This is a genomic window from Prolixibacter denitrificans, assembly GCF_003014495.1.
In the GTDB taxonomy this organism is placed as follows: domain Bacteria; phylum Bacteroidota; class Bacteroidia; order Bacteroidales; family Prolixibacteraceae; genus Prolixibacter; species Prolixibacter denitrificans.
The window spans coordinates 97,613-110,011 of the sequence record NZ_PYGC01000002.1 but is presented as its reverse complement, the minus strand read 5'-3'; the positions used below and the strand labels follow the sequence as shown (position 1 = coordinate 110,011).

The window sequence follows — 12,399 nt, the reverse complement described above, 5'->3', positions numbered from 1 at the left end:
TTGTTCAGGTATCTCGTTTTTGAAATGTGATTTACTTTCTCCCACTATGGGTTTATTTAAAAACCACTCGCTCGTTATCGCCAAAGGTGTCGTACCCGGAAGTAATCACCTGTTCGCCCGGTTTCAGTCCTTCCAGCACTTCGTAGTACTGCGGGTTCTGCCGGCCAATCCGGATATTGCGGCGGGTTGCTTCACTACCATCTTTGCTTAGCACGAAAATCCACTGTCCACCGGTCGACTGGAAGAAACCTCCTCTTGGAATCAGCACGGATTTTTGCGCTTGTCCCAATTGCAGTTCCACGTGATATGTTTGTCCTGAGCGAATATTTTGGGGCACCTCGTTATCGAAAACCATGTCGATTTTGAAGGTTCCGTTGCGGACTTCGGGATAGACTTTCTTTACGGACATATCGTAACTTTTATCCTGGCGGGTAAAGGATGCCTTCAATCCTTTTCGTACCCGGTCGATGTAATGCTCGTCGACCTGTGCAGTCACTTTGAAAGCGCTCAGATCGTTCACCTGACCGATGCGGCTGCCTTGTGGAATGGACTGTCCGATTTCAGCGTCGAGCAGGCCAATTTGACCGTCGATAGGTGCTTTCACATCGAGGTTTTCCATTCGCTGTTTCACCAGGTCCAGGTTGGTTTTCATCCGGTCGAGGTTATATTCCATCTGCTTCACCTGGACAGCCCGGAAAGCGGAGTCGGTCTTCTGCCGCTCGTCCAGAATTTTACTGGTTTTCACCGCATATTCGTAATCTTCTTTGGAAGCCAGGTATTCATCTTCCGATATCATATCTTTTTTGTAGAAGCGCTGGTTCTGAGTGTACTTCCGCTTCTTTTTCAGAATGTCGTAATCCATCTGCAGGATTTGGCGCTGAAGGGTCAGCTTATCCTGTTCCATCTGGATGCGGGTGTTCCGGAGGAAGTTAATTTGCTCGGCCAGCCGGGCTTCGGCAGTCAGTATATTCAGTTTCAAATCCGGATTGGATAGTTTCAGGATGATATCTCCCTTCTTCACCATCGCACCTTCATCGTTGATAATTTGTTCGACACGTCCGCCTTCGGTCGCATCGAGGTAAATAAAACGAATCGGTTCCACGGTTCCAATTACCCGGATGTAGTCGTTAAAAAGTCCCTCGGTCACCGGACTGATGGAGACTTTATCCCGGTCTACCCGAATGGTGGATTCGTGATTACCGAAAACCAGCGACATCAGGAAGACGAGAAAAGCCAGTGCTCCTCCAATCATCCAGAAGTGCTTCTTTTTCAATCCTTTCTTTTTCTCTATTTGGCGATCCATTCCAGACATAAGAATTCAAAAAATTAGAAAGTCGTTATCGACTTGCGTTTATAAATCAGCATTAAGTTGTTGGTACTTTTCGTCCGAAAAAGCGTTGTTTATCCTCTTTAGCGTACACTTTTCCGGCTTCGCACACCTCTTTATCCAATTCTATGCCAACAGAAGCAATGTGTACATAGTCAGTTGGATAGATATGTTTGTTCTCTTGTTGAGGAGCCTGAAATGTCAAGTTTCTTGACAAGTTCGACAAATGTTTTTACAACCCCTTGATTGTCGGGGATTGGCAACTTATCTTTGATTATCAAATTGTGCCTATGACTTCCGGAAATATATTAGTCGTCGACGACAACCGAACCGTTTTACGTGCCCTGGAGCTGGTGCTTCAGCCGGAGTTCGGTTCAGTATCGACACTTTCCAATCCCAACCGCTTACCCTTTTTCCTTCAAACGAACACAGTGGATGTGATTCTGCTGGACATGAACTTCGTGGCCGGGGTGAATACCGGTAATGAAGGAATTTACTGGCTGAATGAAATCAAAAAGATGAAGCCGGACATTCCGGTCGTGATGATCACAGCCTTCGGGGATGTGGATTTGGCGGTGAAAGCGTTGAAGATGGGAGCGTCGGATTTTGTGCTGAAACCGTGGGACAACAACCGGTTGATCGAAACATTGAAATCGGCAGTCCGGGTACGGCAATCGCAGGAAAAGCTGGGCAAGTCGGCCGGCAAAGCCGAGAAGAGCGATCACAAAGAGGAAAAGGTGGAATTGCTGGGGCAGTCCAGCGCGATGAAATATGTCTTCAAGTTGATTGAAAAAGTGGCACCTACGAAAGCCAATGTCTTGATCACTGGCGAAAACGGTACAGGTAAAGAACTGATTGCCCAGGCCATTCACCGGCACTCAGAACGGGCGAACAAATCGTTGGTGAGTGTCGACATGGGAGCCATTAGCGAAACGCTGTTCGAAAGCGAACTGTTCGGCCATGTAAAAGGCGCTTTTACAGATGCGCGTGTCGACCGTGAGGGGAAGATTGTGATAGCCAATGACGGCACTCTTTTCCTCGACGAAATCGGGAACCTCTCGTTGCCTTTGCAGGCGAAATTGCTGGCCGTATTGGAAAACCGGCAGGTGATCCCGGTGGGAGCCAACCGGCCCGTTCCGGTCGATATCCGTTTGATTTGTGCCACCAACTGCAACTTGGAGACCATGGTGGAAGAAGGAAAATTCCGGGAAGATTTACTTTTCCGCATCAATACCATCCGCATCGAAGCGCCACCGTTGCGGGAACGGGAAGAAGACATTGTATTGCTGGCGAAACACTTCCTGGGATTCTACGGAGAAAAATACCACAAGCAACATCTCACCCTTTCGGGAATGGCACGGGAGAAAATACGCCGGTATTCCTGGCCGGGAAACGTGCGGGAGTTACGGCACGCCATTGAGAAAGCCGTTATTTTAGCGGAAGGTGAGGTGCTACAGCCCGAAGATTTTCATTTCCGTCCGGTCATCGAGCAGGAAGAGGCGCCCACCACGCTGGAGGAAATGGAGCGCAGCATGATTGAGCAAGCGCTCGAAGAGAGCAGCGGCAACATGAGCTCGGCAGCCACGCGGCTCGGAATTACACGACAAACGCTCTACAATAAAGTGAAGAAATATGGGCTTTAACCGATTCAACCGGAGACTCGCCGGCTTTATTCTGGTGATGGGAGCCCTGGCCATTCTGGCGGCCTTTTTGTGGTTCGCCGGAGGATACCTGTGGAGTGGAATTGCGGCTTTTGTGTTCCTGATAGTAGCCGGTCGGTTATACCATTTCCTGGGGAAAACCAACCGCGATTTGAGCCTGTTTTTCGAAGGTATGCTGAACGAGGATTCATCATTAAATCTGGAAAAAGGGGTAGCCCCCCCGGGATTCGACGAGCTGAAGGAGTCGTTGCTCCGGTTGCGGAGTGCCATCCGGAAAGAGCGGGTGCACAACCGTTTTCAGGAACAGTTTTACGCTGAATTAATAGGTCATTCGGGAACCGGGTTACTGGCTTACGACGAGCAGGGAAAAGTGATCATCGCCAATCCGGCCTTGCTGGAGTTGCTCGAATTGCATCATCTCACTTCCGTGAAGACGCTGGAACACCGCGTGCCTGAATTTTACCAGAAACTGCAGCGACTGAAACCGGGCAAGCCTTTGCTTTATAAGTTTTCCGTCAATGGGCAGGTGGTGGTATTGCAGCTTCGTGCCAGCGAATTCATTTTCGGTGATAAGCACTATCATTTGCTGGCGTTGCAAAACATCAAGGCCGAGCTGGAAGAGCGCGAAGTGGAATCGTGGCAAAAGCTTTTCCGCATCATGTCGCACGAAATCATGAACTCCATTGCCCCAATTACCTCGCTGGCTCAGTCCATCGGTCGTTCGTTGCCCGAGGAGGTTTCCGAAATCTGTACCCAGTCCGGCATCGATATCGAGCGCATCCGGAACAGCGCCGGCGCCATCGAGGAGCAGGGCGATTTGATGATGTCGTTCGTTGAGCGGTACCGAAAATTGTATAAGATTCCGGAACCTGCGCTGAAGCCCATCTCCATTGAAGACTGGCTCTCACGTTTCCGGATTTTGTACCACCAGGAAATGCAGCAGCGGAATATCCATTTCAACGTTAACGTATCGAACGGAATTACAGAATTCACGGCCGACGACAAACTGATTTCGCAGGTCGTGATTAACCTGCTGAAAAATGCCGTGGAAGCGGTGTCGGAAGTGGAGCATGCCGAGATCAACCTGAGCGTGCAGAAAGGCGAGCAGGAAACCCGAATTGTGGTGGCCGATAACGGAGTGGGCATTCCGGAAGAATATGCAGACCAGGTTTTCGTTCCATTTTTCACGACCCGGCAGGGAGGAAGCGGAATCGGGCTTGCCCTCTCGCGGCAGATTGTTCACCGCCACAGCGGAACCCTTTCGTTTCATTCCATTCCCGGAATGGGAACCACCTTCACGGTCGTTTTACCCGGTTAGCCCGGAAAAGAAAAACGGAGCACCGGTTTCCCGAATGCTCCGTTCCGTCAGTATGTGTAAGCAAAATGATTATGCTTCGCTGAGGTATTGCCGCAACACGTATTGCAGAATGCCGCCGTGGCGGTAATACTCGATTTCGATTCGTGAATCGAGGCGGGCCACTGCTTTGAACTGAACAGTTTGCCCGTTTTCCTTCTGTGCTTCCAAATCCAGGTCCTGCAGCGGTTTCATGTCATCGCTGATGCCTTTCACACTAAAGGTTTCTTTCCCCGTCAGGCCCAGCGATTCACTGCTTTCGCCTTCTTTGAATTGGAGCGGCAGTACGCCCATGCCAATCAGGTTGCTGCGGTGGATACGCTCGTAACTTTCGGCCAGCACCGCTTTGATGCCGAGTAGCGAGGTTCCCTTGGCGGCCCAGTCACGCGATGAACCGCTTCCGTACTCCTTCCCGGCCAGCACCATCAATGGCGTTCCGTCGTCGTGGTATTTCATGGCGGCGTCGTACACCGGCATCTCTTCGCCGGAAGGCAAATAGGTCGTAAAACCGCCTTCCTGCTCAGCCAGCTTGTTTTTGATCCGCACGTTGGCAAACGTTCCACGCACCATCACCTCGTCGTTTCCGCGACGCGAACCGTACGAGTTGAAATTCTTCTGCTTCACGTCCCGTTCGGTCAGGTATTTCCCGGCAGGAGAATCAGCTTTGAACGAACCCGCCGGCGAAATGTGGTCGGTGGTTACGCTGTCGCCCAGCGATAGCAGAACACGTGCACCTTCAATCTCCTGCAGTTTTTCCGGTTCTTCCGGAAGCTCAGTGAAGAACGGCGCTTCCTTGATGTAGGTGGACGTTTCTTCCCAGGAATAAAGCTGTTCATCGGGCGCCTGCAGGTTTTGCCATATTTCGTTTCCGTCGGTTATCGTGCTGTAATCCTTGCGGAAATCGTCGGTCGACAGCACGTTCTGCATGGTTTCGTATATCTCTTCCGGCGTCGGCCAGATATCCTTCAGGTAAACCGGTTGCTGATTGGTGTCGTAACCCACCGGCTCGTTGTTCAGGTCGATGTCGACGCGGCCAGCAATGGCAAAGGCAACCACCAGCATGGGCGACATCAGGAAATTCATTTTCACCTGCGGGTGAACGCGGGCCTCGAAGTTCCGGTTTCCCGAAAGGACAGAAGAAACAATCAGTTCGTTATCATCGACTGCCTGTGCGATGTGCGGCGGGAGCGGACCGGAGTTTCCGATACACGAAGTACAGCCGTAGCCTACCAGGTGGAACCGCAGTGCTTCCAGGTCGGTGAGCAGACCGGCTTTTTCGAGGTAATCGGTGACCACTTTGGAACCGGGTGCCAGCGACGTTTTTACCCACGGGCGGGAAGTCAGTCCCAGCCTGCGGGCCTTGCGGGCGACCAGTCCGGCGCCAATCATCACCGACGGGTTGGACGTGTTGGTGCACGAGGTGATGGCGGCAATGACTACGGAACCATCCGAAAGCTGGAATTTTTCCTGCCCCAGTGTTACCTGCACCATCTTCAGGCCTTTTTCGTTCTGGCTTTCTACTTCCACTTCGCGCTGACCGCCGGCATAGGTGTGTACCGGCTGGCTGCCTCCTTCGGCCGACCAGCGTACGATTTCGCGGTTGTCCGGCTCGATGTATCTGCGCCCAAAGCTTTCTTTTAGCAAGTCGACAAACTTCGGCTTGAATTCACGCAGTAAAATCTTGTCTTGCGGCCGTTTCGGTCCGGCAACTGTCGGTTCCACCGTTGAAAGGTTGAGTTCCAGCACATCGGTGTAGGTAATCTCTTCTTTACCGGTTCGCCACAGATTGTTGGCTTTGCAGTAATCTTTCACCAGTTGGATCTGTTCCTCCGAGCGGCCGGTCTTCTGCATGTAGTCGAGCGTCTGGTCGTCGATGGGGAAGTAACTGACGGTGCAGCCAAACTCCGGTGACATGTTGCTGATCGTGGCTCGGTCGGGAACGGTCAGATGGTCGAGGCCGGGCCCGAAGACTTCGACGAATTTGCCCACCACACCGTAGTTACGCAGCAGCTGTGTGATGGTCAGTACCATATCGGTCGCCGTCGTTCCGGGCGGTAATTGGCCGGTCAGTTTCAGTCCGATCACTTCCGGCATGATGAAATAGATGGGTTGACCCAGCAGTGCCGCTTCGGCTTCGATACCGCCAACGCCCCAGCCAACCACGCCGATTCCGTTCACCATCGGGGTGTGGCTGTCGGTTCCCACGAGTGTGTCGGGGAAAACCGTTCCATCGCGCTCGATGACGCCCTGGGCGAGGTATTCCAGGTTCACCTGGTGGCAAATGCCCATGCCGGGCGGCACCACGCTGAAATTTTTGAACGCCTTTTGCGCCCATTTCAGGAACTGGTAGCGCTCGCCGTTGCGTTCGTACTCCACTTCCACGTTTCGCCGGTAGGCATATTCGGTACCGAAATAGTCGACCTGCACCGAGTGGTCGATGACCAGGTCGACCGGAATTTGCGGGTTCAGCTTGTCCGGGTTTTTGCCTTTGCGGGCCAGTTCGGCGCGCAACGAAGCAATGTCTACCACGGCCGGAACACCGGTGAAATCCTGCATCAGTACTCGGGCCGGCTTGTACGGAATGTCTTTGTCGGACGGTTCCGGCTTCCAGTTGAGCAGCGTTTCGATGTGCTCACCGGTGACGGCAAAATCGTCGTAGTTGCGCAGGGCATTTTCCAGCAGAATGCGGATGGAAAACGGCAGGTGAGAAATGCTGTGTCCTTTGGCTTCCAGTTCGGGCAAACTGAAATACCGGAAGGAGCCCTTGGCGGTTTTCAATTCTTTTTCGAATCGATATGGTGATTCAGACTTCATACTAACAGGTTTTTATGGTGTGAAATTCGATGTTTGGTTCGGTCGGATGAATCGGCGGCTGACACACGGTATGCGCCAGCCAGTAATTTTCTAACACTCAACGGGGAGGGAATGTTTGGGGAAGAAGCAGGTTATTAAAGGAGCCGAACCTGAGTCAGCAGCTAACTAGTGGTCATCAAAAAATAATAAACTATTTCATTAAATTTGGATACATGGTCTTAGTTTTTATACGAGAAAAAAGATTTGTCTCATGATAATACCTACTTCATGATATATAAAAGAAGATTACCTGACTGCAGGAGTACGATAGCTTTTCTGCCAAAGATAAATCCAAAAAGGAAATAGGATGGAACAAGATAACTTGCAAAATATTATCATTTACAACACGCCTGACGGTAGGGCTTCCGTATCCCTTTATGCTAAAGATGGGAGTGTGTGGATGAACCAAAGTCAGCTGGCAGAACTTTTTGACACCTCGGTTCCCAATATCAGTATGCACATATCCAACATATTGAAAGAGGGGGAGTTGTATGATAAATCAGTTGTTAAGAATTACTTAACAACTGCTGCAGATGGCAAGGAATATAGTGTAACATTTTATGCGCTTGATGTGATTTTGGCGATAGGCTTTCGGGTGCGGAGCAAAAGAGGAACGCAATTCCGAATGTGGGCAAATCGCAACCTGAAAGAATACATGATTAAGGGCTTTGTAATGGATGATGAACGTTTGAAAAACCCGGACGGGAGACCCGACTACTTTGATGAGCTCTTAAGTCGTATTCGGGATATACGGGCATCAGAAAAACGTTTCTACCAGAAAGTTCGCGACCTTTTTTCATTAAGCAGTGATTACGATTCTTCCGATAAAGCAACGCAAATGTTCTTTGCAGAGACACAAAATAAGTTGCTGTATGCCGTCACAGGTAAAACTGCGGCTGAGATTATTGTTTCGCGGGCCAGTGCTGATGCGCCTAATATGAATTTAACTTCATGGAAAGGAAGCATTGTTCGGAAAGGCGATATTTTCACGGCTAAAAATTACCTCACAGCAGATGAGATAGATACCCTCAACCGTTTAGTTGTCATTTTCCTGGAAAGTGCCGAGTTGCGAGCGAAAAACAGGCTTGACTTGACCATCTCTTTTTGGAGAGAAAATGTCGATCGGATTTTGGATTTTAATGATCAAAAGATTCTTCGGGGAAAAGGCACCATTAGCAATGCGATAATGGAGAAGAAGGTAAGAGAAATTTACGAACAATTTGATTCGAAGCGAAAAGCCTGGGAAGCGCGACAGGCCGATGAACAGGATTTGAAGGAAATTGAACAGGAAATAAAATCCAGAAAGAAAGAATAATATATAGCTGACCTCATGTCTTTCCGTAAAGTAATGCTCATAAAGGAAAAGGGCAGACATTTTTAAAATATTGTAGAGCGTAATTCTTTCGGTGCCGCATCCGGTGTCAAAAACAAAAAAACCTCCTGAAAATCAGGAGGTGTGGTAGCCCCACTAGAACATAAATAATTGTCTGCAAGTATTTTAAAAACAGTTTAATAGCAAGAAAATAAAAACCTATTTTGCGGCATGTTTTGCGGAAAAGGCTGGTTTATGTGTGTTGAGAGGCTCCGGAGAAAAGTATTTCGGGACGGAAACTGAATGTCGTTTTTCATTACAGGACCGCGCCAGGCTGCTTCCCATCTTGATTTCTAACCATGGCCCGGAAGGGCCGTTTTATTGTCGTGAGCCTGGTAAGGCGAACACCTTTTAGTTGTCCTTACTCAATTACTCTTAAAATTCCCCCGAACCCCCTTTAATGTAATATCTGGGCATGGGGTTAACTATGTTCGTAGTTGAAAGAAAGCTCCGGATGTTGAAAACCTTGTATTTGATGCTGCGAAAGGTTGCGTAAACCGCCGTTTCTATTACGACTTTTCATTTTTTGATTGTGTAAGTAAAAAACCCGGCTACAGTGGCTACACTAAAGACTTATTAAAAGTTTTATTATTGATTATTAGTTATATAATTATTGGTATAGTGTGTTTTACCGTAGCCGACCGTAGCCAAAAAGGCGCCTTGTGTAGCCAATGACCATACATTTGTTGCCGGTGGCTACGTTTAACCCTCATTTGGCTACGGTTTTGAGGGTGTAGCCGGTGATTGGCTACGGTGTAGTGTTCTGATAGTATGCTTTTTAAAGTAAATTCACAGGGGGCGTAGCCGGTGTAGCCGCTTTTTTTTTCGGTATCACTTTTATTTTTTCTTTAGTTACAAAGTACGACGTCAAAAATTTTGAGTCCACTAAAAGAGTTTTCAACGTGAGTATATGTTACCTGGCTACGGTTCATAGGTGTAGCCAATATACTGGCTACATGTGAAATTGCTGATAATTAGCTTGTTGTGTGGAGTTTTTGGGAGTGTAGCCGATGTAGCCGGTTTTTTTAATGGGTGCTAATTTAAATTTGCCGAAAGGCGTGAAAATAATTACCTACACTACCTACACTTACTACTTATTAAAAGTTATATAATTAATTATCATATATATTACAGTTAATTAACTTATTTCGAAGCGTAGGTAGATGTAGGTGAAATAGATTGAAATGTAGGTAAAAACAGTTGAAATGTAGGTTTACCTACAAAACGACACTCTTTACCTACGGTTTTAGGGGTGTAGGTAAATCTTACCTACAGATTAATCTGCTGTATGAAAGCTTATTAAAGCAAAATTTCGAGGTGTGTAGGTAACGTAGGTGGCTTTTTCGACAGGGGTTCTTTTTATGATTTAGATCGCGAGAACGGATTTACTTTCTCCCCGGATTTAGTTGCGAAACTTTTTTTGTAAAACACTGATACACTGATTATATTGCGGGTGCCAAAACCTTTAAAAATACCTACACCTATGCCACTATATATCAAACCCTCAGATGTATCACGATTGGAAGGGTGTAGTTCCCCCACTGCATCCCGGCTGTTGAATCAGGTCCGGGATGCACTGGGTAAATCAGCAAAAAAGCCTATAACGATTTCAGAGTATTGCGAATATTTTGAAGTCGACCAAGAAGAGGTTGCCAAATATCTTCACTCCGCTATTGCTTCATAATTTCTGTCTTTATCCGTAATGTTTTAGATTGGTTTTTTTCTGCACGGCCCCGGCTCCCCGCCGGGGCTTTTTTTGCGCCTTGGAACATATTGCATTTTGATACAAATGTTGCAATTATTGCATCTGTTGCATTTCTGTCATGACTGTTAACAGTATACTGTAAACTTGTACACAATCAGTAAACAATTTGGTTATGAGTGAAAAAGAATTTACAGTAAAAAATCCGTTTACAGCTCGCCTTTCTCAGGATGAACACCAGATGTTCCAGGAGTCTGTAATTGACATTGCACCGGACGTCGACCCCAATGACCTTAACAACCGTCTTCTATTGGTTAGGATGCTTGAAATCTCCACTACGAAGTTAAGAAAGCAGAATGAAGCACGGGGGGAGATTGAGCGCTTGAGCAATGAATGTGCGATGTTGGAGGCACAAAAAACGGAGTTGTCGGAAAAGCTCGCGAGTTTACGGGAACCGAAACCGGGTGAGGTAAGAATTAAACTTTCTCCAATTCAAACAGCATTGCTGAATGAAACGTGTAAACGACTGTCAAAAGATTTGAAAGAGCCGGTGACACCGGGTAAACTGTTAATCGATATGTTTTACCGCTATATCACACGGCAGGAAACAGAAATCTTTTTCCCGTTTGTACTGTCCACAAGAGAAATTCAGGAAATCGCTGAAAAGGTAAGAAAGTCCAACCAGCCAAAACACCATGCTAATGTTGGATAGCCCTATTGTTCAAATGTTCGTCCGGACCCAGCTCCCAAACATCAAAAACTATCTCAAGCAAGGAGAGGAAGCCTACAAAAAGTATCTGGACAAAATCCCCCTTCAGGATGGAGAAACACATGTAGCTGCTTTTACTGAAATCTTCGGAGAGAATGTCTTTATCGTTATTGGAGCCTTCTCGGGTAAAACTTTTGTCCGGACGATTGAAGCCCGGCCCTTTGTCGACTGGCTGTCAAATTTATTAACGAAAAATATTGGCGATGAGGAAAGGAATGGTGAATCCTGATGAGCTTAAAAGTGTGGCACCCACACTGGAAAGTGAGGATGCTACAGCAACAAAAGGCGGCTATTCCTTCGCTTCAGACGATGACTTGGCCGGGCTTCTTTCCGAAATGCAGGAAGAAAAGGAGGTTTTTGAAAAAACTCCGGTTCAGGAAGATTTTGAAGAGCAAAAACCGATTAGTCAGGCTCAAAAAAAGCAAAGCAATACAACGGCTGAATTTGCTGTCAAAACTCTCGACAAGACAATAGCCACTGTTCTGGCTGTTTACGCAAAATCACAGACTCCGGAAGACTTCTATGCCGACGATGCTGATATAAAGGAACTGGCTCAATATTGGGGTGTTTACTTCCAGTATTCATCGATGGACCTTCCTCCATGGGTTATCGCGTCAGTGTTTACACTGATTGTAATGACCAAAAAGTTTAGAGCTGCCAACAGCATCAGGAAAGTAAACCTGGCATTAGAATCTGAGCGTAAAAAAACGGCCGATTTGGAATCACAGATTAAAGAGCTGAAAAAGAAGAAGGAAATCAACGAGCTCAAGCAACAGGTACAGGAACTTAAGGAGGAAACAAAGGATGAGGACAACTAAACAGATTATTCTGCTAGGGTTCAATGGTACCGGTAAAACAACGCTCACCCGGAAATTTGTTGAATCCGAAATAAGCCGGGGTGGCAAAGTCTTGGTCATCACTCCGGATTATTCTGAGTGGAATAATTTAGAGGTTACCAGGTTGGACAAACCTACAGACTTTGATTACATCGGTGCCCGCCGGTATGTATGGGAAGATGAAAGAATTTTGAAGAAAATCAATGCATTTTGGTTTGATGGCCTGATTGTTTTTGATGACTGCCGTGCATACCTCACTACGGTAACCAGTCCGGAACTCAAACGGATGTATATCCGCCGCCGGCAAAAGATGACTGATATTATCATGGTCGGCCACGGTTTTACTGATGTGCCTCCCCAGGCATTTACCAATGCCTCCGAATTCATCCTATTCAAGACAAAAGACAATGTGAACCGGAGGAAAAATGTCATTCTGAATTTCGATGAAATCGCCGAAGCTCAACAGAGAGTAAACAAGGAATCCGATTCTAATATTCACCACTACGAAATCATTAAAACCTAACC

General features: G+C 47.5%; 10 protein-coding genes. 7 read left to right on the top strand and 3 right to left on the bottom strand.

The window, feature by feature from the left end; all coding sequences use genetic code 11:
• Positions 1 to 52 precede the first annotated feature (52 nt).
• Both CLV93_RS04135 and CLV93_RS20090 read right to left on the bottom strand, forming a co-directional pair.
• Complete coding sequence (locus tag CLV93_RS04135) at positions 53 to 1,303, bottom strand: efflux RND transporter periplasmic adaptor subunit (RefSeq protein WP_106540914.1); 1,251 nt, start codon at positions 1,301 to 1,303, stop codon at positions 53 to 55.
• 61 nt (positions 1,304 to 1,364) lie between these two features.
• Positions 1,365 to 1,544 (bottom strand): hypothetical protein, encoded by a 180-nt coding sequence (locus CLV93_RS20090; protein ID WP_146141946.1) that lies wholly within the window; start codon positions 1,542 to 1,544, stop codon positions 1,365 to 1,367.
• Positions 1,545 to 1,617: 73 nt separating this feature from the next.
• Here CLV93_RS20090 and CLV93_RS04130 point away from each other — a divergent pair, with 73 nt between their 5' ends.
• A complete protein-coding gene (locus tag CLV93_RS04130; RefSeq protein ID WP_106540913.1) occupies positions 1,618 to 2,970 on the top strand; it encodes a sigma-54-dependent transcriptional regulator in 1,353 nt (450 codons plus the stop codon).
• Positions 2,960 to 4,306 (top strand): sensor histidine kinase, encoded by a 1,347-nt coding sequence (locus tag CLV93_RS04125; protein WP_106540912.1) that lies wholly within the window; start codon positions 2,960 to 2,962, stop codon positions 4,304 to 4,306. Before CLV93_RS04130 ends, CLV93_RS04125 begins: the two co-directional genes overlap by 11 nt.
• A gap of 69 nt (positions 4,307 to 4,375) precedes the next feature.
• Here the strand turns inward: CLV93_RS04125 and acnA are convergent, their stop codons facing one another.
• Positions 4,376 to 7,156 (bottom strand): aconitate hydratase AcnA, encoded by a 2,781-nt coding sequence (gene acnA, locus CLV93_RS04120; protein ID WP_106540911.1) that lies wholly within the window; start codon positions 7,154 to 7,156, stop codon positions 4,376 to 4,378.
• A 346-nt stretch (positions 7,157 to 7,502) separates the two neighbouring features.
• Between acnA and CLV93_RS04115 the strand changes: the two genes are divergently transcribed.
• From CLV93_RS04115 to CLV93_RS04095, 5 genes are all read left to right on the top strand, one after another.
• On the top strand, positions 7,503 to 8,510 hold the full coding sequence (locus tag CLV93_RS04115) for a virulence RhuM family protein (RefSeq protein ID WP_106540910.1): 1,008 nt from the start codon (positions 7,503 to 7,505) through the stop codon (positions 8,508 to 8,510).
• Positions 8,511 to 10,444: 1,934 nt separating this feature from the next.
• Complete coding sequence (locus CLV93_RS04110; RefSeq protein WP_106540909.1) at positions 10,445 to 10,981, top strand: hypothetical protein; 537 nt, start codon at positions 10,445 to 10,447, stop codon at positions 10,979 to 10,981.
• Complete coding sequence (locus CLV93_RS04105; RefSeq protein ID WP_106540908.1) at positions 10,971 to 11,267, top strand: hypothetical protein; 297 nt, start codon at positions 10,971 to 10,973, stop codon at positions 11,265 to 11,267. Before CLV93_RS04110 ends, CLV93_RS04105 begins: the two co-directional genes overlap by 11 nt.
• Positions 11,242 to 11,856 carry a hypothetical protein gene (locus CLV93_RS04100; RefSeq protein ID WP_106540907.1) on the top strand — a complete coding sequence of 205 codons (615 nt, stop codon included), beginning with the start codon at positions 11,242 to 11,244 and terminating at the stop codon, positions 11,854 to 11,856. Before CLV93_RS04105 ends, CLV93_RS04100 begins: the two co-directional genes overlap by 26 nt.
• Positions 11,843 to 12,397, top strand: coding sequence for a P-loop NTPase family protein (locus CLV93_RS04095; protein WP_106540906.1), 555 nt, complete (start codon positions 11,843 to 11,845; stop codon positions 12,395 to 12,397). Before CLV93_RS04100 ends, CLV93_RS04095 begins: the two co-directional genes overlap by 14 nt.
• The last annotated feature ends 2 nt before the right edge of the window (positions 12,398 to 12,399 follow it).